Genomic DNA, 25,929 nt, shown 5'->3' with positions numbered 1-25,929 from the left:
ACTACTCGTCTTATTTTTAATTTTTTATGAAAATTTTACTTCTAATATTCCCGTTCTTTTCTGCCCTTAAAATATATCCCCCTCTTCTAAAATCTTCTATATTAATCTGAGTTTTAAACACTTCTTTTTCCATAAATTGCTGGCTTTCCAAAATCAAATCACCTTTTAACAGACTATAAATTCGAATATTTATAATTCCTTCGTTTTTTGAATTAAATTTAAGGTCAAGTATATCTTTTACAGGATTTTGTAATATTTCTACACTAAAATTACCTCGAGGAAAATAGGGTCTGCTTGATATCTTTCTTATATTCCCTAATCCACTAAGTTCAGAAACATATAATGCAGTTCCTGTTCTATTAGCTGTAATTCCTGCAGGATAAGAAAAGGTAGCTTCGGTAATATCTCCATCCATAGCCCCGTTAACACTTCCTGCGAAAATGGAAACGTCATCAATTCTTTCAGGATTGATTTCATAAATTTTATGTTCTCCATAATTGGTACCAAAAAGTGAACCATTTGCATAAGTGATAAATCCTAAGAAAGGAAAATCTGTACCGGAATCAGGAACTGTAGCAATATATTCTAATTCTTCACTTCTGGTATTTAATTTATATATTTTTCGATCATTAAAGTTTCCAATGTATAGCATGCCTCTTCTATCAAAAGCTAAACCCACTGGGGCATTAAGCGGTTCTCCAGTATACAACACCCTAACTGTTCCATCCGATAATAATTCTTTGATTCCATTATTACGTACATCAGTAAAAATAATCGAATTTCTATGCCTTGACTGAATCACTCCAGAAGGTATTCCATCTACAGGAAAACTTTTTAACAAATTCCCCTCCTTATCATATTTGTGGATAACGGAGGCACTAAATTCTGCTATAAAAAGATTACCCTGACGATCAAAAGCTAATCCATTAGGATTAGCCAATCCGGATACAAATACACTTACCTCTCCTGATCGTGCAATTTTATAGACTGAATCTCCAAAAAAATTAGATCCATATAAATTACCTCTGAAATCTATAGCCAAAGCATCATCTACAATCGCATCAGGAGAATCTAAAACTGTAGTTACCTCTTGACAATAAGCTACCGATGATACTATAACTAGTATTAAAACATAAAGTTTTCTCATTTTTTTGTTCTTTTAAATTAAATAATAAATAGATGATGTGTTTTCGTTATTTCAATTTAAAATTATTTGTTTTTGTAATATCTCTACACCACTTTGAAGTAGATCACCTTTTTTTTGAAGTGAATACATCATATTTTGATGTGAATGCAATTAATAAATGATTGACATACATTTTTTGTCTAAATTGTTCCATAAACGCATAATAAAAATGTAGATATATAGGGGACATGAAAATTTCAGCATTAATTATTGATGATGAACCTTTAGCAAGGAACTTAATTAATAACTTACTTAGAACGGAGCCCATGATTAATGTCATTGGTATATGCAAAACTGGAAAGGAAGCTATTTTAATGATCGACACATTAAAACCCAATCTTATTTTTTTAGATATAAAACTAAAAGACATGACCGGTTTTGATATTCTAGAGAAAATTTCAGTAAAAGCTCCTATGATAATATTTGTAACGGCTTTTGACGCTTATGCATTAAAAGCATTTAATTTTTTTGCTTTTGATTATTTATTAAAACCCTTTAATGAAAGTCGGTTTTATATATCTGTTAATAAAGCAATTGAGGCTTTTCATAAAAAAGACACTTCTCTGCTTCAAAAAAAGGTAAACAACCTAATGAATCATGTTCGTGTTGCGGATAAAAATCCCATCAAAAAACTTCCTATCCCATTAAGAAACAGAACTATATTTATCCCTCTAAATGAAATTACATATATAACTGCTTCTAACTACTATGCAGAAATATATACAGAAAACAAAAAGTACCTCCTTAGGGAATCTCTACAAAACCTACTTGATATGTTAAATCCAGATCATTTTATAAGAATCCATCGATCCACAATTATTAATATTGATTTCATAAAGGAACTTATAAACTCAGGCTATGGAGCGATTCATGTAAAAATGAAAGACAGTAATCAATTTAGGATTAGTAAGAGTTACAAAAAAACGTTTTTAACCAAAATGGGAGTGTAATTGAGAAAATTAATAGATAAAAAACTATTCTTAATCCTTATGGGGTACGTCAGTGGATACAAAACAGTGACGATACTGCAAGAATTTTTTTTAAATTATCTTGAAGATAGAGCTATTGAAAACACCGAATGGTTTCGCATAATCATTCAACAAATAATCCCTACAACAATTATCATTACTCCTATAGTTTTCATTATTCTTATAGTAACAAAAATTATGATCAATCGAAACTATAAATGGGTATATATCATTCCCATCCACTTCGTATTATCATGGATTTATGGATTACTTGTTACTTTATCAGGAGTCATTTATTTAATAATTACCGAAGATAGTACTATTTCCTTATCTAAAAGCGAAATCATATCTGAGTTAGTGCATTCTTCGGGTCGTGATTTTCTGGGGTATGTAGGTTTTGTAAGCATCATCTATTCTTATTATTACATTAATAGAACCAGTAAAATGGAGGTACAAAAAGCACAATTATCAGAACAGCTTATTAATGTTAAAATGGAAGCGTTAAAATCTCAACTAAACCCTCATTTTCTTTTTAACACCCTTAACAGTATTTCTGCTTTAATCATAGAAGATCAAAAAAAAGCTCAGGATATGATTGTTTTTTTAGGAGATTTATTAAGAGAAGTTTTAATCATTAAAAATGAGAATTTAATTCCTTTACATCAAGAGATATCATTATTAAATAAATATATCGATATTATGAGAATACGATTTTCTGATCATTTAACCATGGATATTCAAATAGAAGAAGATATAGAAGATACTTTAATTCCAAGTATGATTATTCAACCTATTATTGAAAATTCCTTTAAACATGGATATTCTTATACTGTAGAAAACCTTAATGTCAAGCTAAGTATCTCAAAAAAGAATAATAAATTATTAATTAACATTACCAATAATGGAGAGATCATAAAAGATGTAGAATCTTCGGGAATGGGCATTAAAAATATAAAAGACAGGTTATTTACTCTTTATAATAAGAATTTTGACTTCACATTCAGAAATCTAAAAAATAACAATGGTGTAGAAACTATTATGAGAATACCTATAGAATACTAAAAACTAAACGATATCTGATCAACTATTTCACAAGTTTAACCAATACGTGATTTTTAAGACTATGGAACGAGTTCTTACATCAAAAGCAAATCGATTCATTGGATCATCTACATTTCCTGTTAGATAATTATCTGTATATACGAGTATTAAATCTGATACTGGAGCAAACCTCCATTGGATTCGTGCATTAATGTTGGTATTATCATTTTGTGAATTATACTGTACAAAAACAGACGTAAACAAACTTTTAGAAAACGTATAATCTATCCTGGGGCTAATTAAATAAGTCTCTCTTGTGCCATCTAAGTGAGGTAAATCAAAAACATTAACTGCGTAATTTAGAGAGAAAAAACCTTTGGGCTGAAAACGTAGGTTAAAGCCTCCTCTAGTACCGTATCTCCAACCATTAAAATATTCTCCGACGTATGGACTTAGATTCCAACTAAATACTTTTCGTCGATCACTACGATAGTTTCCAGTAAAACTTATCCAAGAAAAATCTTGATCTGCAGCCAACTCTATTGAATCAGTACCTGTAGGATCAAAAGGATCAAAAAGATATACATAACTATGATTTAGATTAAAACCAAAATTTGATCTTTGGGACAACTCCCCTCCTAATCCAACTGAGAAAAAATGATCCGTTTTCCCAAATTCGGGTCTCCAAAAAACATCCGCCTCCGCGCCATAACTATAATTGTTAAGAAAATCATTTTGAGGATAATACCTAAGTTCTGCAGTGGGACTAATTCTTACATAATTAGTTCTGGGCGTAAATCCAACTTCTGCATTATAATCTTCATGAACATATTCATGCTTCCATAATGCTCCAAATTTCCTAGTATTATAATTCACAGTTGTACCTTGTGCTATCGCCATATCGGTATCAGGAGAGAAAGTTGAGTGAATAAAACTTTTTCCAAACCAAGTATTACTCTTAGTAGAATAGTTATAGTCTAGTCCTATCATTCTATTATACCGATTTATATCTAAAGTATCTAGATTTTCATCAAAATTTACGGCTTGTTTATTTACACCAATAATTCCAATATTAGAACGTACACCTATCTTTCTTTGTATAACTCCAACACCAAAATTAGTTGCGGGAATTCCTTGCGATTTACTAGAAGCTGTTTGCATGTTTAATATACCAACTCTGGTCTTCGGATTTAACTTTCCACTTATTCGTAAACCTCCATAAATCCTATTTTGTACCAATTCCTCAGTTACTACATCTTCTCCCACCCCAATACGTCTAGAAAAAAATGGGTTAATATTAGAAAAACCGAACTGTCCAAAAAGATCTGCATTTTCTAAAAAGAATTGTCTTCGCTCTGGAAAAAAGATCTCAAAACGATCTAGGTTGGTTATTTGTTCATCGACTTCGACCTGAGAAAAATCGGGATTTACGGTTAAATCTAAATTTAAACCAGGTGTTAATGCAATTTTAGCATCACCTCCTACTTCAAAAATTTGATCCGTTGGTAGATTATCCTCATAGTCCTTATTGATCCCTGTAGAAACAAATGGAATCAAAGAAACCGCACTACTCTTAGTGGTCAAATCTTCTTCCCAGATCATCTCTGCGGGATATGCTAACGTGAAAACAACTTGATTTCGCGGTGTTCCTGGGTATGTACTTATCTCATTAGACTGTGTATCAAATCGATACGAAGTAAACCCCCATTTCTTAGAAGGTGTTGGATATCTAAAAGTGCTAAAAGGAATTTCTAGTTCTGCGGTATAATAACCATCGTATTTTTTAGCATTACCTCTCCACTTATTGTCCCAAGAAGTAGAAAAATCCTGAAAAACATTTCCTCCATTACTTATAGTTCCTTCTCTTAGAACACCTTCTGGATTAATTCCAAAATAGAATGCATTGGTTTGATCATCAAAAGTATCGAATAGTAAAGTGATATTATCATTTCCTCCTGCACGATAGTCCCTACGCAAGGATTCTATTACCCAATCATTTCCTGCAGCATAACATTTAATTCCTATGTACAAATTTTTCTTGTCTGTACACATGTATATTTCTGTTTGCGCAGCAGCTGGTAAAGAATCATTTGGGAAATACTGTGTGAAATTTTTAGCAGGTTCTAACTTTGTCCAGATAGCTTCATCTAACTGACCATCAATTGTTATGCTTTCTGAAGTGGTACCAACAATAAAAGACCTTTTTTCGGCAGTATTTTTTTGGGAAAGAACTTGATGTCCTAAACTAAATAAAAGTACAGTAATCCAAAATCTCATGCTAAAGCTTCGTGTTTATTCTTAATAATCAGTAGTTTTTGATATTGAATTCTCAAAAATATAATACGAAAGCTTAGTTTATGTTAAAATTATTACAAACAAAACCATAAGATTTTGGATATACTTTGTTCCATAACGTATTATAGTTCTAAAATTTGTCTAATCATTTGATTCGTAAAACCCCACTCATTATCATACCAGATCATAATTTTAACCAAATCACCATCTACTACTCTTGTCATAGATGCATCCACAGTAGAAGCAAAAGGATTCATTTGTATATCAGAAGAAACGATAGGTTCATAGGTAACATCCAAAACTTTAAGATATCTATCGGTTTTAGCTTCTTTTAAAAGTATTTCATTAATTTCTTCAGCAGTAGTGTTTCTTTCGGCTATAAACGTCACATCGCTTACGGAACCAACAGGTACAGGAGTTCTAACAGCTATACCATCGAATTTACCTTCGAATTGTGGCAACGCTTTTGTTGTTGCAATTGCTGCTCCTGTCGAAGTTGGTGTAAGATTAACTGCTCCTGCTCTACCCATTCTAGGATTTTTCTTTGATGGTGCATCAACCAAAGTTTGCGAAGCTGTATACGCGTGGATAGTATTTAATATTGCTTTTTTAATTCCAATAGTTCTCCCTAAGATTTCTACAACAGGACTAATATTATTCGTAGTACAGCTAGCACAAGAAAATATAGCTGTTTTTCCATCTTCTGTATTAACTCCATGGACTACTGTTGGTGTATCCTTACTTTTTGTTGGTCCAGAAATCACAACATTAGTAGCACCAGCATTAATATGTTTTTCTGCATCTTCTCTATTTGTAAAGAAACCCGTACTTTCTATTACGACATCAATATTATTTTCTTTCCAAGGAAGTTGTTCAGGGTCTCTATGATTGAAGTATAATATCTTCTGACCATCTACAAGTAAATGATCATCCTGTATACTCACTTCTTTATCAAAAATTCCATATACACTATCATATTTTAGTAAATACTGAGCATTATCAATTGACATTAAATCATTAACTGCTACAACTTCTAAGCCTGGCTCCTCCATAATTACTTTAAGTGCAGCTCTCCCGATTCTTCCGAATCCATTTATTGCTATTCTTTTCATATCTTATTTTTTGTTGGTATTAAAATGTGGTTAAAATTATAGGATAGTAGTCGCATAAACCCAACTAAAATTACATTATCCATCTATTAAAGAAACTCCATTTAAATCCGTTGTTAACACATCGCTCATGTAATCAAAATATGGTCTTAATAACCTATAATGATATATCAGTTTTTCCAAGAAATCTTCGGCAAATACCTCTTTGTCGGTAAATTTGTGTTCTACAAAAAATGATTTGTTTTTAATCAAATCAATTGATGGGTGATCTTTACTAAATCCTTTGGGCGCAGTTTTTACTTGATAAGCCGTATTAAAACCTCCAAATGCTTTTTTAAAATCTGAATGATCTAAAATATCTCTAATTTCTTGATCATCCATTTCAAACTCTTTTCGAATACGCAATAAATCTTTAGGTTCTGGACTAAAAAAACCACCAGCCATGCGAGAATTACCAGGTTCTAATCTTAAATAATATCCTCCTCTTCGATGTGCTCCTGCCCGACTAAAGCTAACGCTTCTATGCACATTATATGGAGTTTTATCTTTACTAAAACGCACATCCCTATTAATTCTAAACACCTTAGTTTTCTCTATCTCATCTTCTTCATTTAACCTTTCCGTCACTGAGGCATAAAATGCTTTCAAATCCTTCTCATTAGATTGATAACGTTTTTTATGTTCTTGCATCCAATCCCTATGATTGTTCTTTTTTAGATCTTTTAAAAACTCGAATGCCAATTCAGGAATTCTAATCTCCATATATTTTGATTTAATGATTATATTTTTATTGTATTGAGATACGCTATACTAACTTTTCCTTAAAAAATTGTATCGTGCGACTCCAAGCCAACTCTGCAGCTTCTTTGTCATATCTTGGCGTACTTGTATTGTGAAAACCATGATTTACTTCCGGATATGTAAAAGCCTCATATTCTTTATTTTCTTTTTTAAGAGCTTTTTCATATTCAGGCCAACCTTCATTAACACGCTTGTCGAGACCAGCAAATTGAAGCATCAATGGAGCTTCTATTTTATCAATATCCTCTTTAGGTTGACTTCCATAAAAAGGAACAGCAGCAGCTAGATCTGCTATTTTTACTGCCATCATATTAGAAACCCATCCTCCGAAACAAAACCCTACCACACCAATTTTACCGTTACATTCTTCATGCTGTTTTAGATATTTATATGCTGCTATAAAATCTTCTAGCATTTCATTTCGATCTCGTTTTCTTTGCAATTTTCTTCCCTCGTCATCATTACCTGGATATCCTCCTAATGGGGATAGCGCATCAGGCGCAATAGTAATAAAACCTCCCAACGCCGCTCTCCTTGCTGTATCTTCTATATAAGGGTTTAACCCTCTATTTTCGTGCACAACTACAATTCCACCTAATTTTTGTTTTATATCTTTAGGCTTAGAAAACAATGCTTTTATTTCTCCTCCCCCTTTTTCCGAATTATATGTAATGTAATTAGAATCTAATTGAGTGTCATTTTTATCAACTATCAAGTTATCCGCGTAATTAGGCATTAAAAAACTCATCAAAGAAGGAACTGTAATTCCTCCTACAGCATAGATCCCCAACTTCTCAATAAACTCTCTTCTCTGAATCTTACTATGTGCATACTCATCATATAAGTTAAACACCTCTTGTTTAATATCTTCCTTTTTGAGTTTTTTCATAATTTATGCTATTATTATTTGATAAATTAAGTTTTTTTTCCTGTGCTAATCTTATCACTAACTATATCTATAAAAAACAATAAGTATAGATCGAGTTCTTTGTAAACCTTATAAAGGTAATTCATCTTAAAAGAATACCAAACCGTCTTATCTTTTTAACCAAATTTTATGTATTACTATCAATTCTGACCATTCTTTGTTATTATTATTGTAAAAATGTAAGTATTTGTATTTAAATAAGACTTCTCTATTTCTTTATTCTATATATTTACTAGACTTTTCAAAATAGGCACTATGACTAAAGAAAGAGAACAAATTATAGCTAAGATTGAAAAACAGAAAAAGAATCCTAATCTAAAGCTAAAACTTAAGGAGAGAACAGAGTATTTCACTAATCTTCTTTTTTATACTTTATTCGATTCTGATACAGAAGTAGAAAAAAACATCGCTATACTGGAACAAACCTTTGAAGAGTTGGTAGATCTTGCCTGTTGGGAAACTGAAAGACCTTGTTCTAAAATATGGCAATCTTATTTAGAAAAGCTCCCTGAGATATTGCAAAAACTTAATAAGGATGCAGATTCTTTTATAAAAAGTGATCCTGCAGCTAATTCGATAGAAGAAGTTTATCTCGCGTACCCTGGATTTTATGCTATTGCGATCTATAGATTAAGCCATGAGCTATTAAAATTTGGATTGCCTCTTATTCCTAGACTTATGACAGAGTATTCTCATAGATTAACTGGCACAGACATTAATCCTGGAGCAGAAATTGGAGAATCATTTTTTATTGATCACGCTACAGGAATTGTCATTGGAGAAACTGCAATTATTAAGAATAATGTAAAAATATACCAAGGGGTAACTCTTGGTGGTTTATATGTAGATAGAAAGCTTCGTAATGTAAAAAGACATCCTACGGTAGAAGATAATGTTACTATTTATGCAAATGCAACAATACTTGGTGGTACTACTGTTATTGGTGCAAACAGCACTATCGGAGGTAATGCTTGGATAACTTCTTCGGTCCCAGAGAATTCGATTATATCAAACACATCAGAAATCAAGATAAAAAAAGTAATTTAATGTCTCATAGCATTTTAGATCTCATTGGAAATACGCCTTTAGTAAAAGCTACTTCCCTAATTAATAATCCAAACATAACATTATACTTAAAACTAGAAGGACATAATCCTGGAGGAAGTGTAAAAGATCGTGCAGCTTATAATATGATAAAGTCTGCGTTAGATCGTGAAGATATTGGTAAAAACACAAAATTAATAGAAGCTACAAGCGGAAACACTGGTATTGCTCTGGCAATGATTGCAGGTATTTTTGATTTAGATATTGAACTTGTGATGCCAGAAAATTCAACCAAAGAACGTGTTCAAACCATGCGAGCTTATGGTGCAAAAGTGACATTGACTTCTGCGGATGTTGGTATTGAAGGAGCACGTGATTACGCAGAATCAAAAGTAAACAACGACGGATACGTTATGCTAAATCAATTTGCTAATGATGACAACTGGAAAGCACATTACAAAACTACTGGTCCCGAAATTTGGAAAGATACTGATGGAAAGATTACACATTTTGTTTCTTCTATGGGAACTACAGGAACCATTATGGGAACATCTACCTATTTAAAAGAACAATCTCAAGAAGTTAAGATTGTAGGTGTACAACCCACAGATGAATCAAGAATTCCTGGAATAAGAAAATGGCCTAAAGAATATTTACCAAAAATATTTAATCCTTCGAAAGTGGATCAAGTTATAGAAGTTAGTCAAGAAGAAGCTACAGAAATGGCTAAGAGATTAGCAAAAGAAGAAGGCGTGTTTTCTGGTATGAGCAGCGGTGGATCTGTTACCGCGGCTTTAAAATTAGCAGAAACTATAGATAGCGGAGTTCTTGTTGCAATCATCTGTGATCGCGGTGATCGTTATTTAAGCTCTGATTTATTTTTATAATATACTCAATACATTTTATTTCAAAACATTAGTTACGCTTCTTTTGATAAATAGAAATTTCATTAATTTTATGATTCACAACAATATACATAAAAATGAAATTAGGTGCATTTTCAATAAGTCTAAATGTTAAGAATATCCATATCTCAAAAGAGTTTTATGAAAACTTAGGGTTTGAAGTATTTGCAGGAGACATAAAAAACAATTATTTAATAATGAAAAATGAGAAAACTCTTATCGGGCTTTTTCAAGGAATGTTTGAAAATAATATTATTACTTTCAATCCAGGATGGGATCAAAAAGCTAATAAACTTGAAAATTTTGAAGACATAAGAGAAATTCAAAAGCACCTCAAAAACAAAAACATACAATTACAAAAAGAGGCGGACGAGAACACAAGTGGACCAGCAAGTATTGTATTAACAGATCCTGATGGAAATACTATCCTAATTGACCAACATGTCTAAGATATCAAAAAAGCAATCAAGCTTTATTATGTCTATTCATTGGGCTTTTTAAATAGAAAAATCAATCACTATAAATATTTTGATAAGCTCTACCAATATCATTTATTTTTTGAAAGCTTTTTTCCTTTCTTTGCATTTATGCCAGATCAAAAACAAATTTTAAGCACGCTAAAAGAATATTTTGGATATGATAGTTTTAGACCATTACAAGAAGACATTGTAAATTCTATATTTAATGGTCATGATAACATTGTTATTATGCCTACTGGTGGTGGAAAATCTATCTGCTATCAATTACCTGCTTTACTTCTTTCTGGTATTACATTAGTTATTTCTCCATTGATTGCTCTTATGAAAGATCAGGTAGATGGACTAAAGTCTAATGGAATAGAAGCTGCATTTGTAAATAGTAGTCAAAACGAAAATGAACAACAAGAAATTTATCAAAAAATCCTTAATCAGGAAATTAAACTACTTTATGTAGCTCCGGAGAGTTTGAATTTCTTAGATTCGTTATTATCACAAATAGAAATAGGTTTAATCGCAATCGACGAAGCTCATTGCATCTCCTCCTGGGGTCATGATTTTAGACCAGCATATACACAATTAGGATATCTAAAAAGTCGATTCCCTAACACACCTTTGATTGCACTAACTGCTACAGCGGATAAAGCAACTAGGCAAGATATTTGTCAACAACTTAATATTAAAAATGCCAAACAATTCTTAGCTTCTTTTGATCGTAAAAATTTAAGTCTCGAAGTTCGCCCGGGAAATAAAAGAATTGAGCAGATACTTAATTTTCTAGAAGACAAACCTAACGATTCTGGTATTATCTACTGCTTAAGTAGAAAGACTACAGAAATGTTAGCAGAAAAACTACAGAATCAAGGGTTTATTGCAGAGGCATATCATGCTGGTATTCCACACGAAAAAAGAGCCAACGTACAAGAAGGTTTTATAAATGATAATATTCAAATTGTATGTGCTACCATTGCATTTGGAATGGGAATTGACAAGTCCAATGTACGCTGGGTTATTCATTATAATTTACCCAAAAACATTGAAGGATATTATCAAGAAATTGGTCGTGCAGGAAGAGATGGACTACCATCTGCTACACTACTCTTTCATAGTTATGCAGATGTTGTTCAATTACAAAAATTTGCAACTACATCCGGGAATCAAGAAGTCCAGATGGCAAAATTAGATAGAATGAAGCAATATGCAGATTCTCTAAGTTGCAGAAGGAAAATATTACTTAGTTATTTTGGAGAATTAATAGAAGAGGATTGCGGTAATTGTGATGTATGTAATAATCCTCCTAGTTTTATTGATGGCACTATAATTGCCCAGAAAGCTTTATCTACCGTTGCTAGAATTAAAGAAGAAGAACCCATAGGAACTATAATCGATGTATTAAGAGGTGCCCAGAATGCATTAGTACTAGATAAAGGATATCAGCAACTTAAAACTTACGGTATCGCGAATGATATTTCTTGGCGAGATTGGCAACAATATATCATTCAATTAATAAATCAAGGATATTTAGAAATTGCTTTTCACTTAAACAACAAATTAAAACTTACTGAACTTTCAAAAAAAGTTCTTTTTGAAAATGAAGAAGTACGTCTTGCAAATCTTATCGAATTAGAAAAAATTAAAGAAAAGAATGTTGAGCAAACCAAGAAAGTTTCATCTAATACATTATTTGATAAATTACGTGAATTACGTTTAAGCCTTGCTAAAGAAGCTGGTATTCCTGCATATCAAATATTTAATGATGCAACCTTAAAAGAAATGGAAAAAGTAAGACCGATGAGTGATGATGAGTTTATGCGAATAAATGGAGTTGGGAAAATGAAAATGCAAAACTATGGATATCAATTCATTAAAACGATCATTGACTTTTCTACAGAAAAAACAAAGAAGAAGAAAAAATCAAATAAGAATAAAGGCAACTCTTATAAAGAAACCTTTAATTTATATAAACAAGGGTTGTCCATAGAAGAAATCGCTCAAGAAAGAAAACTAGCACAATCAACTATTTTTTCTCATATCATGAAGCTGTATAATGATGGAGAAGACATTGATTTAAAGCAATTTATTAGTAACGCTGATATTAAATCTGTAAAAGAAGCCAAAGAAACATTGGATAATCCGGACGGGTTAAAACCATATTTTGAGCATTTTGAACAAGCAATGGATTATAACTCTATCAAACTGGCACTAGCTATTCTGGAAAACGACTAATTTTTTGAAATAGGAATCACTTGATAAAAAGGCCCTTGATCACAGCCATCTGCAAGCTGATCTAAACCTGTTTCTACCAAAAGAACATTATGTCTAATCGAAAAAGAAACATTGATTATTTCTTGATTTAGTAAACAGTTTTCATTCATATCGATACCCCCATTACAACAAAAACCATGAGAGTTTATTCTGGGTAAGATAAATTTCTTACTAGCGTATATGTTATCAGATATATTAACCATAATATACAACTCATCTTTATCTTCTCCATACATTACTTTAAATTTGTCAATCAATTTCATTGTATAATAATGATTACTTTTAAGAAGATGCTTTATGTTTTTATAAATAGATTTTTGCTTAGAAATGGTGAATTGAACGGACTCTTCAGTTGGAGAAATAATAATTTCACTTAAGATCTTTCCACTACTCGTTTCTATCTTTTGTAACGAATTTCCCAAATAAATACAACACGAATATTGATTATACACAGCTAAATAATGAGAACCATCTTCGGAAATCGCAGGAAAATTATCCAAAATTAGATTATTTTCTTCATAGTCAACTATAGGTTGACGAGGTTCCTGAGCAAATAAAGATTTACTTACTACAAGCAAAAATAGAAATAATATATCCTTCATTAAACTCTTATAAATTGATAAAAAAAACTTAACAAATCTAGTAAGACTATATACTCAATAAAACACTGTTAACCGTGAAATTATAACGCATCTTTTAAAATTTTAGATACAATTGTTTTAGAATCCGCTATAATAGTTCCTAATATCCCTCCTAATTTATAATTATCAAAACCCACAAAAAACAATCCCTTATGCTTACCATCGGCTACAACTTGTTTAGGAATATTGTATTGATCTAATAGCCCATCAGTGTTATCTATAAAATCGCTTACTTTAGCTCTATACCCTGTTGCTAATAGAACAACATCAAAATCTAATTTAGTCTCATTTATTAATTGTACCCCATTTGCGTAAAATGACGCAACATCTCCAATTACTTTGATTTTATTAGATTTAATCTGTTTAACGGTACCTAGATCTATAACAGGTGTCTTTCCTGTTTGTTTTAAATGATCAATTGGATCTTTTTTAGAAGATAAAATTCCATATTTAGAAAGATCTCCAATAACAATCTTGCGTACTTGTTTTCCAATCCATCTTCCTAAACCAAAAGGCAATCTCTCTAATTTCTTTGCAGTGAGCTGCACGGAACGACCATTAATATCTCTTGGCACAATAAGAAGAGGACTCCTGACAGAAATACTAACATCAATATTATGTTCACTTAAATCTAGCGCCAATTCTGCACCAGTATTACCCATACCAATGATTAACACCTTCTTTCCTACAAAAGGGATTGCATTTTTATAATCTCTACTATGAATAATATCACCATCAAATTTTTCTTGATCCAGCCAAACAGGTAAAAAAGGAACTCTATTTATTCCCGTAGCAACAATGACATTTTTTGTTTGATAACTTTGTTTATCCGTTATTACGCGCCAAAACCCATCTTCTTTCTGTACGGATTGTACTTCTATATTAAACTGAGGTTTTATATTGAAATGTTCTGCATAATTCTCATAGTATGCCACTAACCTAGCCCTAGGAACGTATCTAGGATACTCATCAGGGAACTCTAAATAAGGTAAACACGAAAGTTCTTTTACTGTATGCAATAAAAGTCTATCGTAGTGATGATGCCAACTATAAGCAATTTTATCTGTTTTTTCTATTATTTCGAAAGGAACATTTTGTTTAACAAAACGACCCGCAACTGCTAATCCAGCAGGCCCGGCACCAATAATCAAGTTTTCAATTACTCTTACATTCATAATCAATTAAGAAATTGAGCTACCGTATCTATTTAGGATATTCTTTTTATTGTTAGTAGTAACAAAAGGGTCTTTTATTGCTTTTTTAGCTAAAGTTTCGTGCGAATTTTGATCATAAAATAACTTATACATATCTTGGATTGATATGCCATCGGTATGTATTTCATGTGGAATAAGTATATCATCAGTTTGTACTATCCCTGGAGTTAAAACTCTAAGATACACACCAGGTATCAATGCTGTAATAAACTGTTTTAAAATCGTTTGAGTCCCGAAACGCACACCCAATTTATAGCAAGGTTGTCTAGGTTGTGAAACCTGCACCAACGCTTCTCCCAACACATAAACACTTCCAATATTAATTAATCGTTCATCAAGTCCAAGAACTGTTAGGTTTTCGCCAAACATTCCATAATCCCAATCTAGATTAGGATATTTCTCTTTCCAATATGGATAATGTTCAGCTGCATATAAATAACAGGCTTTATCTACACCTCCATGAACACGCCGATCTACAACGTGATCACCTTTTACATCTTCTTTATCTAGATAAATAGGTTCATCAACTGGATACTTATAAATACCCGTTTTAACTTCTTTTCCTCTCCAAGAAATCGTTTTGGTCTCTCCAATATTAGTGGATACTACTTTCATTTAGTTATTCTTTTAGCTTTACAGTATTTAAAATCAACCCGGAACCAGGAACAATGTGCTCTAAAGTAATTTCTTCTTCCATAGGATTCAATGTTTTCTTAATAAAATTTATATCCACTTTACCTTTGCCTAAATCTAATAACACCCCCATCATTAATCTTATTTGGTTTCTTTTAAAACCCTCTCCTTTTACTCTAAACAAATAACTCGAATCCGGAAAAAAATTTGCTGTATATAAATCATTTTTTACAATTTCACATTGTATTATTTCTCCGTGTAAAATCGTATTTGCATTAGGTCTATGACAATAAGATCTAAAATTATGTCTCCCTTCAAATAGTTTTGCTGCTTCCATCATACTATCAATATCCAAATCTCCTATAACATTATACATAAAAGGAGCACTAAACGGATGAAATTTTTTCCCATAGGAAAACAAGTATATATATTCTTTAATTTTTGGATGCTGTATAATATTAAAGTACTCATCTGTTTCCTGTATACTTATACCTCTGATATCTTGCGGTAGATTTTGATTAAATAACTCAAAAAAATCCTTTAGCACCAACGGATTATAATCCACAAATAATTCTACATAAGCTTCATTTGCAGATACCTTTGCATCCGTTCGTCCAGCCGCTAATACTTTAAAATCTTTTGTTTCTAGGACATAATTAATGGTTCGTTCAACCATTCTTTGTAGTGTATTAACATTAGGCTGCTTTTGCCACCCATGATATCTAAAACCTAAATATTGTAGTTGAATAAGGTAATAGTATCGTTTTCTAAACATATTGATAATTATTTAAAAGTATTCGAATATAGATAAATTATGTATTTCATCGATAATAAGATGTTTTTTAATGAGTAAATAGTATAAAATCAACTTTAGAAATTATTATATTTGAGTAAATCTAATTAATAATTTAAAAAATCAACTCAGTTATGGTTAAAGCAAAATATCAAGACGTTTTGGATTTAGGACAAGAATTAAATATCCAAAATGGTGATGTATCCGAAGAAAATGGGGTTCTTAAAGTAAAAGGAACGGCTAATACTCAATATGAGAAAAATCAACTTTGGGATAAAATAAAAGAAATCGGTGGAGAAGCTCCATCTGATATTGTAGCTGACATTGACGTAGCAGATGGTTCTGTATATCATAGACATACTGTAAAAAGTGGTGAATCATTAAGTAAAATTGCAAAGCATTACTACAAAGATCCTATGAAGTACAAAGAAATTTTTGCTGCAAACACACATATTCTAAAGAATCCCGATGTAATTCACCCGGATCAAGAATTAATTATTCCAAATCTATAGATTAGATAGACCTTATAACACATATATTAAAAAGACCGCTTTACAGCGGTCTTTTTTTGTTCTACTCTGACGATGAAGTATTCCATTAACGATAAGTAATTATGACTTATTTAACAATATCAATACAGTTAATTCACCCATAAAAAAGGTTCGTAAATTGAATATTTGACATTGAAACATATAATATATTATCAATTTTAGTATAATTATTAACCAAAGTATATTTTTATGTTAACTATTTCACAAAAATTATGAAAATATATCTACATTTGACTCCACTAACTCAATTTATTATTAATTATGAAAACACGATTATCTTTAATCATGGGCTTATTCATGATAAGTCTCAGTTTTGCCCAAAATCCTTGGACAAAAACAAACACAAACCTTAAAAGTTCAAACGTTATTTCAACTAAAAAGGACTTACCAGCGAATACTCTTTTTACATTAGATATAAATAGTATTCAGAAAATGCTTGCCAATTCTCCATTAAGAGGAAAATCTACTGGATCATCTACTATCATTCCATTACCAAATGCAGACGGAAATATGGAATCCTATAGAGTATTTGAAGCTCCAGTATTTAGTGATGAACTTGCTGCTAAATATCCTGGAATTAAATCATATGCTGGACAGAGTATTGAGGACCCTACTACAAGAGTAAGATTTAGCATGTCCCCTTTAGGATTGCAAAGTATGCGCTTAAGTAATGGGCCTACAGTATTTATAGAGCCTATTTCTACAGATGGTACTACGTATACAATTTATACTAGAGACCAAAAATCTGATACAGTTAAGAAATTTGAATGTTTAGTGGATGGAGATACTCCTAACTTAAGTAACTCTACTTCATCAAATATGAAAAATGCTGACGATAGCACTTTAAGAACTTACCGTTTAGCTGTTTCAACAAATGGTGAGTATACAGAATTCCATGGAGGAACTAAAGCTGGTGCTTTAGCAGCTATCAATACAACTATGACCCGTGTAAATGGTATTTTTGAAAGCGATTTTGCGGTTACCATGGTTCTTATAGGAAATACTGATGATGTTATTTATACCAATGCTAATACAGATCCTTATACCGGTAGTTTTAATAGTCAACTTCAATCAACGTTAACAAATGTTATTGGTGAAGCGAATTATGACATTGGGCATTTATTTGCAAAAGCAGGTGATAATGGTAATGCTGGTTGTATTGGTTGTGTTTGTGTGAACGGAAGTAAAGGAAGTGCTTTTACTTCTAGAAGTACTCCGATAGGTGATGCTTTTGATGTGGATTATGTAGCTCATGAAATCGGACATCAATTTGGAGCTAACCATACATTTTCAATCAGAAATGAAGGCACTAATGCTCATTTTGAGCCAGGAAGTGGAACTACTATTATGGGATATGCAGGTATAACTGGTGCTACAGATGTTCAACAGAATAGTGATCCTTATTTTCACTTTTATTCTATTGAACAGGTAACTAACTATGTAAAATCTACAAGTTGTCAAACAAATACTAATACCGGTAATGCTATCCCAACTGCTGATGCTGGATCTAATTATACTATCCCCAGCGGAACTCCTTTTGTTTTAGAAGGTCAAGGCTCTGATGCTAATTCTGGAGATGTACTTACATATTGCTGGGAACAAAGAGATGAAAACAACGCTTCGTCTACATATCCAAGTGTTACTGGAACATCTGGTGTTGCATTTAGATCTTTTAACCCATCTACATCAAATAAAAGGTATTTTCCTAGATTAGAAACTATAAAAACAGGAGCTACTTCTTGGCAATGGGAAGCTGTTCCTAATGTTACTAGAACGCTTAATTTCAGGTTAACCGTAAGAGACAATAAAGCTGGTGGTGCTGGAAACAATAGTGATGATATGAGCGTTAATGTTACTGCTAGTGCAGGGCCGTTTGTAATAAATACACCTAATACCAATGTTAGTTGGTCGGCAAATGCAACTGAAACAGTAACTTGGGATGTAGCTGGAACTACTGGAAATGGAATTAATGCCGCCAATGTAGATATTTTATTATCTACAGATGGAGGAGACACATATTCTATAGCATTAGCAACTGGAGTACCAAATGATGGTTCTCATGATATTACAGTTCCTAATGTTCAGGGTACTCAAAATAGAATTATGGTTAAAGGTTCTGGAAATATTTTCTTTGATATTTCTAACACAGACTTTGAAATTTCTGGTGTAATTACTCCAGACACACAAGCACCTTCTACTCCATCTAGTTTAACAGCTACTAACACAACTAGTAGTACTACTGATCTTTCCTGGAATGCTTCTACAGATAATGTTGCGGTAACTGGTTATGATGTTTATAGAGATAATACTATAATTGCTACTGTTGCAAATACATCATATACGGTTTCTGGATTATCCTCAGAAACAGCATATTCTTTTAGAGTTAAAGCTAAAGATGCAGCAGGAAATGAATCAAGTTTTAGTAACACAGTAAATATTACTACTGATGCTGGAACTCCAAATACAGGTTGTACCGGAGAAATTTCTTCATTCCCATATAGTGAAGGTTTTGAAAATGGATTAGGAAATTGGTCGCAAGCTACTGCTGATGATATTAATTGGACTAGAGATTCTAATGGTACACCGTCACGAAATACAGGACCGTCTAGTGCTACGGAAGGATCTTTTTATATGTATATTGAAGCATCTGGAAATGGAAATGGCTATCCAAACAAAAGAGCTATATTAAATTCTCCTTGTTTTGATCTAACCGGAACTACTCAAGCAACATTCACTTTTCAATATCATATGTATGGTAACAGCATGGGAACATTAACTCTAGAAGGAAGTAATGATAATGGTATCACTTGGACATCTTTATGGTCTGAATCGGGTAATCAAGGAAATTCTTGGCAAAATGCAACTGTAAATTTAGCATCATTAACCGGTTCTGGAGTTCAACTTAGATTTAACGGTATTACTAGTTCCTCTTGGGCTGGAGATATGACAGTTGATGACATTAATTTAACTACAGGTACCGTAACACCTCCTTCTTGTACTGATGTAACATTATCTATAACATTAGATAACTATCCTGAAGAAACAAGCTGGCAAATTATCAATAGTAACAATCAAGTGGTAGCTTCTGGAGGAACATACGGTTCACAGCCTGATGGTTCTACAATTTCTATTACTGAATGTCTAGATGCTGGATCATATACATTTACAATTAATGATTCTTATGGTGATGGGATTTGCTGTTCTTACGGTAATGGATCGTATACTCTATCCGCAGGAAGTACTACTTTAGCTTCTGGTGGATCTTTTGGAGGATCCGAATCTACTACTTTCTCAGTTGGAGGAACAGCAAGAGGTCCAGAAATAGAAAGTTTTACAACTACTGAAGGATTACAGATTGGTGCTTACCCAAATCCTGTTAGCTCAAATAGTTATTTAAATGTTATTGCACCTAATTTAAAAATCAGTTATATACTTTATGATCTACAAGGAAGAAGTGTATCCAATGGATCAATAAATAACAAATCAATAAGCCTACAAGGGGTTCAATCAGGATCTTATATTCTTTCCCTAAATATCGAAGGGAAGTTATCTAATCACGCAATTATTGTGAAATAAGAAAACATCATTTTTTTTAATATTCTCAAAACCTAGCGTACTATCAATAAAAGATAAACACACTTAAAAAATTAATTGTTTCTCTTTGTCGGAAAATACTTTCCTAAAATAAAAAATTGTGTAACTTTGAGGTTTTACCGTAAATATACCCCGCCAAAACTATCAATAATTATGAAATCGATTTTATTTTCATTTTTTCTAGTAATTGCTATATCTGGTTATGGGCAAGTTCTATCTAAAACCAATATAATTTATGAGTCTAAAAAGACTGTAGTAATGAATAATGGGAAAGAATATCAAATAGTAAAAGAAACTCCCTTATATGCAGTTTCTGATACTACAATTCCTTTAAGGTATAAATTCCGAGATAATATTCTAATTCTAAATAGAGTGCTTTTAGTAAAAGAAGATAATAAATCAAAGGAATTGATAGAATGGACTAAAGGAAAAATGCTATTCTACGAACTAAGGGAAGTTAAAGCTTACTAATAACTACTTTTTTATTTATAGTTTCATAGAAAAGGATATTATTTTTTCCCTTTAGCAATTGCTTTTTTAGCAATAGTAAGGATTTGATCAAACTGTTCAACAAGTGTAAGATTTGAGTTATCAATTTCTATTGCATCTTCAGCTTTACGCAATGGAGAATCTTTTCTTGTACTATCAATATGATCTCTATTAACTACATTTTTCAAAACATCCTCATAAGTAACATCTTCTCCTCTTTCTACAAGCTCTTTATATCTTCTTTCTGCCCTATCTTTGGCAGTAGCAGTCATAAATAACTTTAATTCTGCATTAGGGAAAACGACAGTGCCAATATCTCTTCCATCCATTACAATACCTCTATTTTTTCCCATTAGTTGTTGTTGCTCAACTAATTTTCTTCGAACAGAAGATATTGCGGCTACAGGACTCACTTGTCTAGAAACCTTAAGTGTTCTAATTTCTTTTTCGACATTAACATCATTCAAAAATACTTCAGCTAAACCAGTAATAGTACTAACTTCGAACCTGATATTAATCAAATGAAGATTTTGAGTCAAGGCATTTTTATCAAAAGTATTTTCATCAATATAACCTTGATTCATAGCGTACAATGTAACAGCGCGATACATCGCACCCGTATCAACATATATATATCCTAATTCCCTTGCTAATTGTCTAGCAACTGTACTTTTACCAGTTGAAGAATACCCATCTATTGCTATTATTATTTTGTGATTCACTATTGAAGATTTACATTAACACCAAAAGTACTGGACGAAGCCGCCGAATTATAACGGGCGTATGAATAGGCAAACCTAAACTTCCCTAATTTTAAAGAAAAACCACCACTTAGTCCTGCAAAAGATCTCTGATCTTCTATTCTCAATTCTTCTGATCTTCTAAAATTATATCCTAAACGAATATTGAAACCACTTTCAGGAAAAAACTCTAACCCTACTACAACGTGGCGTAACGCATTATTTACAAAACTAGGATCATCAGCCTCTACATTTCCCTCGAGATCCGTAATATCTCTAGCTGGATTTCTAAAAGCAACATCCCAAACCTGAAGATTTTCTAATGTAAAATTCCATCTAATAGGTACATTTTTTAGAGTTTGAGCAATTCCCATATCTACAGATAAAGGTAAGTCCTCTCTAGTATTGTCATATGTAGTAAATTGGGTTCCAAGATTACGAACCGCAAAACCAAAATCAAACTTTGATTCTGGATTATGATAAATCAAACCTAAATCCAGCGCACCTCCTAAAGAAGTGTATTCTTCTAATTTGGAAGAGATAAATTTACCACTCGCACCAACATGAAAATTTGAATTAGGAATTGTATATCCGTATCCAACTGAAATTGCTACTTCTCCAGCCCCAAAATCACCAGTTTCATTTCCAAACTCATCAAATCCATCAAACTTACCATAATTGATATAAGTAATTCCAGCGTGAAATACTCTTTGTTTTTCTCCGAATGCTTTTGCGTATGATACTGATCCGTAATTAACATCAGCAATATAATTCACATAATTTATAGATAATTGATTATCCATTTCGATATTAATTGTAGCTGGATTAAGCATTGCCGAAGTAGGGTCCATATTATAACCAGTAACATACTTACCACCAAGCGCAGCCTGTTTTGGCGAAGAAACCAAATTCAAGAATTGATAAGTATACCTACCTCCTATCTGTGAATAGGTTAATGTGGTAAAAAAAATGATTACCAAAAATATATATCTACGCATCATTAGCAGCAAAAATAAAAGAAACTATCTGGAAAACGATAGTTAGCAACAAAAATTTTATAAGACATCAAATAAAACGGATAAGACCATCAAGAATGAACCAAATATTAACTTTATAAGTACAGATATATACATAGTACATCATATATTAAATTATTTGATTAATAGTACAGGTCAAAACATAATAAACACATGTGATTGAATATCAGAATTTTACAATACATCTAACAATATAATACGTATATCAGAGTTATAATGAATTAGCAACCCAAATGTATAATATCATTTTAGCGAATGATTTATTTATATAATGCTAATCGATACTAACTTAACACACAAACATGGGCTTTTTTGATTTCTTAACCAATAAGATAGCCGTAGATCTTGGTACAACTAACACATTAATAACTCATAAAGGCAAAATAGCAATAGATGCGCCATCAGTAATAGCAGTAAATAAAATTACAGGAAAAATAATCGCTGTTGGAAAAGAAGCGAGTTCAATGCGAGGCAAAATTCATAAAAATATAAAAACCTGTTATCCTTTAAGAAATGGAGTTATTGCCAATTTCGATCTATCAGAAAAAATGCTTAAAATTCTGATAAAGAAATTATCAGACATAAGTAGTGCTATTTTTATCAAATCATATAATATGATTATCGCAATACCTTGTGGGATCACCAAAGTAGAAATGCGAGCAGTAAAAGAATCTGCAAGACGATTAAATGCAAAAAAAATATATCTAATTTCGGAACCTATGGCAGCGGCTATAGGAGCTGGTATTGATGTACTACAACCGAAAGGTCATATGGTAATTGATATTGGAGGTGGTACCACAGAAATAGCTGTTATAACTCTAGGAGGAATAATTGCCGGTAAATCTGTGAAAATTGCTGGTAATGTATTTAACAATGATATCATACAGTACATAAGAGAGAAACACAACTTGCATATTGGTGAAAATACTGCAGAAAGTATAAAAATTAATATCGGATCTGCTGTAGAAACTTTAGAAGTACCTCCTAAAAATACACCAATACAAGGAAGAGATATCTTAACAGGTAAACCTAAGCAAGCGTACATAACATATAGAGAAATATCCAAAAGCCTTGACAAATCAATAACACAGATAGAAAATCACATACTAGATACTTTATCCAATATACCTCCAGAAATATCTGCTGATATCTATAACACAGGTATATTTTTAACAGGCGGTGGTTCTTTGCTTCGTGGTTTAGATAAAAGATTTTCTGTAACTACGGAACTCCCAGTATACAAAGGAGATAATCCATTAGAAGTAGTTGTAAAAGGAAGCGATATTGTATTAAAAAATTTAGAACGATATACTAATGTATTAATTAGGAATATATAAATAGATTACTTTGTAAAATGATAATTATTTAACAAAGTAAAACATATTTATAAAATCAAATATGTATATTTGATTGGTGGATAAGGAACAAGTACTAGAAATAAATAAAGCATTAGCTAATTTAACGAGATTAGAAATTTTGAATTGGTTAAAAGATCCTGAATCTAATTTTCCTCCCCATTCAGAACTCGGTCATTTTGATTTTGGCGTATGTGGTCAATTTATTAAAGAAAAATCAGGTTTATCACAACCTACTATTTCTCACTACTTGGCTATTATGAATAAAGCAGGTTTATTAACTCCAACTAGACATGGGAAATGGACTTATTTCAAAAGAAATGAAAAAATTATACAACAATACATTGATGAAATAAAAGATAATTTATAAAAAATTTAAAATAACATATTTACAAAATTAAATATATAATTATGAAGATATTAATAATAGGATATACAGGAACAATAGGTAAAAAAATCTACGAATCCCTACAAGAACATCATGAAGTATATGGAGCACATAGAAACAGTGACTCCTATCCTATCGACATTACCAATCAAGAATCGATCAGACAACTGTTCGAAAAATTACCTAAACTAGATGCAGTTATAAATGCAGCCGGTACAGCATCCTGGAAACCTCTTTTTGAACTTAAAGAAGAAGATTATTATCTAGGAATAAAAAGTAAGCTGATGGGACAAGTTAACTTAGTACACATAGCAAAAGATTATATAAATGATCACGGATCAATTACCCTAACTACTGGTATTTTAGCGGAACATTATGAACCTAATGCAGTAGCATTATCCTTAGTAAATGGTGCTATTCATAGTTTTGTTAATGCGGCTTCAAAAGAATTAAACAGAGGTATTCGCTTAAACACAGTTGCACCAGGGGCTATCTCAGGTGATTTTCCTAAAGAAAAGAAATTTGCAGGCTATTTTCCTGTAGAAATTGAAGATGTCGTAAAAATTTATGAATACTCTTTGACCACAACTAATAGTGGACAAATTCTAAAAATATATTAAACATAAAACTATTAAATCAGTATAACAAGCTCACCACAAACCATTAAAAACTACTATTCATGAAAATTCCAATATATCAGATTGATGCTTTTACCCAAAAACTATTCGGAGGAAATCCAGCGGCCATTTGTCATTTACCTCATTGGTTAGATGATAAAACTTTATTAAACATAGCCATTGAAAATAATTTAGCAGAAACCGGTTACTTCGTAAAAAAGGATGACATCTATGAAATTAGATGGTTTATGCCCTATGCAGAAATTGATTTATGCGGACATGCAACTTTAGCAGCAGCTTATGTAATCTTTAATTATGTAGACGCCTCGGCAAGCGAAGTTATATTTTCTTCTAAAAGTGGTATTCTAAAAGCTAAAAAAGAAAAGAATAACACCATTACTTTAGACTTTCCTTCTAGATTACCAAAACCAATAGAAATTCCCAAAGAAGTATATAAAGCCTTTACATCGAAACCAATTGAAGCATATGCAGGTAGAGATCTAATTATTACCGTTGATTCAGAAGAAGATATTATAAACGAAGAACCCACATTAGAAATACTAAAAGGACTTCCCTATTTATGTACCGTTATTACAGCCAAAGGAAATGATTCTGATTTTGTATCTAGAGTATTTGATGCTAATCCAGATATACCGTTGGAAGACCCTGTAACTGGATCTGCACATGCTGCTTTAGTCCCTCTTTGGGCTGAAAAACTTGGTAAAACTAAGTTAATAGCTAAACAATTATCCAAAAGAGGTGGTGAATTAGACTGTAGACTAGAGAAAGATAGAGTCTTTTTAAGCGGTTACGCTGTACCCTATTTAACTGGAGAAATAGAAATCTAAACTGATCATAT

Annotated in this window: 24 protein-coding genes; 13 read left to right on the top strand and 11 right to left on the bottom strand. The window is 31.9% G+C overall.

Annotated features, from left to right (window positions below; all coding sequences use genetic code 11):
• Positions 1-16: 16 nt before the first annotated feature.
• The gene (locus H526_RS0101430) at positions 17-1,147 is read right to left on the bottom strand and encodes a T9SS type A sorting domain-containing protein (protein WP_027391336.1); all 1,131 of its coding nucleotides are present in this window, start codon (positions 1,145-1,147) and stop codon (positions 17-19) included.
• A gap of 227 nt (positions 1,148-1,374) precedes the next feature.
• Here H526_RS0101430 and H526_RS0101425 point away from each other — a divergent pair, with 227 nt between their 5' ends.
• A complete protein-coding gene (locus H526_RS0101425) occupies positions 1,375-2,136 on the top strand; it encodes a LytR/AlgR family response regulator transcription factor (RefSeq protein ID WP_051335921.1) in 762 nt (253 codons plus the stop codon).
• On the top strand, positions 2,137-3,216 hold the full coding sequence (locus H526_RS0101420; RefSeq protein ID WP_027391334.1) for a sensor histidine kinase: 1,080 nt from the start codon (positions 2,137-2,139) through the stop codon (positions 3,214-3,216). It begins immediately after the preceding gene.
• A 27-nt stretch (positions 3,217-3,243) separates the two neighbouring features.
• Here the strand turns inward: H526_RS0101420 and H526_RS0101415 are convergent, their stop codons facing one another.
• The 4 genes from H526_RS0101415 to H526_RS0101400 form a co-directional block, all read right to left on the bottom strand.
• The gene (locus H526_RS0101415; protein WP_027391333.1) at positions 3,244-5,472 is read right to left on the bottom strand and encodes a DUF5916 domain-containing protein; all 2,229 of its coding nucleotides are present in this window, start codon (positions 5,470-5,472) and stop codon (positions 3,244-3,246) included.
• A 140-nt stretch (positions 5,473-5,612) separates the two neighbouring features.
• Positions 5,613-6,602 (bottom strand): type I glyceraldehyde-3-phosphate dehydrogenase, encoded by a 990-nt coding sequence (gene gap / locus H526_RS0101410; RefSeq protein WP_027391332.1) that lies wholly within the window; start codon positions 6,600-6,602, stop codon positions 5,613-5,615.
• A 75-nt stretch (positions 6,603-6,677) separates the two neighbouring features.
• The gene (locus H526_RS0101405; protein ID WP_027391331.1) at positions 6,678-7,361 is read right to left on the bottom strand and encodes a DUF2461 domain-containing protein; all 684 of its coding nucleotides are present in this window, start codon (positions 7,359-7,361) and stop codon (positions 6,678-6,680) included.
• Positions 7,362-7,404: 43 nt separating this feature from the next.
• Entirely contained in the window at positions 7,405-8,289 is an 885-nt protein-coding gene (locus H526_RS0101400; RefSeq protein WP_027391330.1) for a dienelactone hydrolase family protein, read from the bottom strand.
• A 294-nt stretch (positions 8,290-8,583) separates the two neighbouring features.
• Here H526_RS0101400 and epsC point away from each other — a divergent pair, with 294 nt between their 5' ends.
• The 4 genes from epsC (at position 8,584) to recQ (ending at position 12,979) form a co-directional block, all read left to right on the top strand.
• Entirely contained in the window at positions 8,584-9,375 is a 792-nt protein-coding gene (gene epsC, locus H526_RS0101395) for a serine O-acetyltransferase EpsC (RefSeq protein WP_027391329.1), read from the top strand.
• On the top strand, positions 9,375-10,259 hold the full coding sequence (gene cysM, locus H526_RS0101390) for a cysteine synthase CysM (protein WP_027391328.1): 885 nt from the start codon (positions 9,375-9,377) through the stop codon (positions 10,257-10,259). The genes epsC and cysM overlap by 1 nt, the downstream gene beginning before the upstream one ends.
• Before the next feature lie 95 nt (positions 10,260-10,354).
• On the top strand, positions 10,355-10,726 hold the full coding sequence (locus H526_RS0101385; protein ID WP_027391327.1) for a VOC family protein: 372 nt from the start codon (positions 10,355-10,357) through the stop codon (positions 10,724-10,726).
• Positions 10,727-10,864: 138 nt separating this feature from the next.
• The gene (gene recQ, locus H526_RS0101380) at positions 10,865-12,979 is read left to right on the top strand and encodes a DNA helicase RecQ (protein WP_027391326.1); all 2,115 of its coding nucleotides are present in this window, start codon (positions 10,865-10,867) and stop codon (positions 12,977-12,979) included.
• Here recQ and H526_RS0101375 read toward each other — a convergent pair.
• The 4 genes from H526_RS0101375 to H526_RS0101360 form a co-directional block, all read right to left on the bottom strand.
• The gene (locus H526_RS0101375; RefSeq protein WP_027391325.1) at positions 12,976-13,620 is read right to left on the bottom strand and encodes a hypothetical protein; all 645 of its coding nucleotides are present in this window, start codon (positions 13,618-13,620) and stop codon (positions 12,976-12,978) included. The genes recQ and H526_RS0101375 overlap by 4 nt on opposite strands.
• An 80-nt stretch (positions 13,621-13,700) precedes the next feature.
• Positions 13,701-14,834 (bottom strand): flavin-containing monooxygenase, encoded by a 1,134-nt coding sequence (locus H526_RS0101370; RefSeq protein WP_027391324.1) that lies wholly within the window; start codon positions 14,832-14,834, stop codon positions 13,701-13,703.
• Between the two features lie 6 nt (positions 14,835-14,840).
• A complete protein-coding gene (locus H526_RS0101365) occupies positions 14,841-15,488 on the bottom strand; it encodes an MOSC domain-containing protein (RefSeq protein WP_027391323.1) in 648 nt (215 codons plus the stop codon).
• Between the two features lie 4 nt (positions 15,489-15,492).
• Positions 15,493-16,281 (bottom strand): tRNA pseudouridine synthase A, encoded by a 789-nt coding sequence (locus tag H526_RS0101360; RefSeq protein ID WP_027391322.1) that lies wholly within the window; start codon positions 16,279-16,281, stop codon positions 15,493-15,495.
• A gap of 152 nt (positions 16,282-16,433) precedes the next feature.
• Between H526_RS0101360 and H526_RS0101355 the strand changes: the two genes are divergently transcribed.
• The 3 genes from H526_RS0101355 to H526_RS0101345 all read left to right on the top strand — a co-directional run bounded on the left by H526_RS0101355 (position 16,434) and on the right by H526_RS0101345 (position 20,915).
• A complete protein-coding gene (locus tag H526_RS0101355) occupies positions 16,434-16,811 on the top strand; it encodes a LysM peptidoglycan-binding domain-containing protein (protein ID WP_027391321.1) in 378 nt (125 codons plus the stop codon).
• Positions 16,812-17,111: 300 nt separating this feature from the next.
• Entirely contained in the window at positions 17,112-20,426 is a 3,315-nt protein-coding gene (locus tag H526_RS0101350; protein ID WP_027391320.1) for a reprolysin-like metallopeptidase, read from the top strand.
• Positions 20,427-20,597: 171 nt separating this feature from the next.
• On the top strand, positions 20,598-20,915 hold the full coding sequence (locus H526_RS0101345) for a hypothetical protein (RefSeq protein WP_027391319.1): 318 nt from the start codon (positions 20,598-20,600) through the stop codon (positions 20,913-20,915).
• Positions 20,916-20,953: 38 nt separating this feature from the next.
• On the opposite strand, the gene cmk is transcribed toward H526_RS0101345, so the two are convergent.
• Positions 20,954-21,655 carry a (d)CMP kinase gene (gene cmk / locus H526_RS0101340; RefSeq protein WP_155839594.1) on the bottom strand — a complete coding sequence of 234 codons (702 nt, stop codon included), beginning with the start codon at positions 21,653-21,655 and terminating at the stop codon, positions 20,954-20,956.
• Positions 21,655-22,671: a type IX secretion system protein PorQ gene (gene porQ, locus H526_RS0101335; RefSeq protein ID WP_027391317.1), complete on the bottom strand. Its 1,017-nt coding sequence runs from the start codon at positions 22,669-22,671 to the stop codon at positions 21,655-21,657. Before porQ ends, cmk begins: the two co-directional genes overlap by 1 nt.
• A gap of 341 nt (positions 22,672-23,012) precedes the next feature.
• On the opposite strand from porQ, the gene mreB reads away from it, so the two are divergent.
• From mreB to H526_RS0101315, 4 genes are all read left to right on the top strand, one after another.
• The gene (gene mreB / locus H526_RS0101330; protein ID WP_027391316.1) at positions 23,013-24,047 is read left to right on the top strand and encodes a rod shape-determining protein; all 1,035 of its coding nucleotides are present in this window, start codon (positions 23,013-23,015) and stop codon (positions 24,045-24,047) included.
• Between the two features lie 76 nt (positions 24,048-24,123).
• Positions 24,124-24,435, top strand: a complete 312-nt coding sequence (locus H526_RS0101325) for an ArsR/SmtB family transcription factor (protein WP_027391315.1) — start codon at positions 24,124-24,126, stop codon at positions 24,433-24,435.
• Positions 24,436-24,476: 41 nt separating this feature from the next.
• Positions 24,477-25,073, top strand: a complete 597-nt coding sequence (locus H526_RS0101320; RefSeq protein ID WP_027391314.1) for a short chain dehydrogenase — start codon at positions 24,477-24,479, stop codon at positions 25,071-25,073.
• A gap of 59 nt (positions 25,074-25,132) precedes the next feature.
• Positions 25,133-25,918, top strand: a complete 786-nt coding sequence (locus H526_RS0101315; RefSeq protein ID WP_027391313.1) for a PhzF family phenazine biosynthesis protein — start codon at positions 25,133-25,135, stop codon at positions 25,916-25,918.
• Positions 25,919-25,929: the final 11 nt, after the last annotated feature.

The organism is Aquimarina latercula DSM 2041 (genome assembly GCF_000430645.1).
In the GTDB taxonomy this organism is placed as follows: Bacteria; Bacteroidota; Bacteroidia; order Flavobacteriales; family Flavobacteriaceae; genus Aquimarina; species Aquimarina latercula.
The sequence above is the reverse complement of the archived record's forward strand: the minus strand, read 5'-3'. Positions and strand labels throughout refer to the sequence as shown.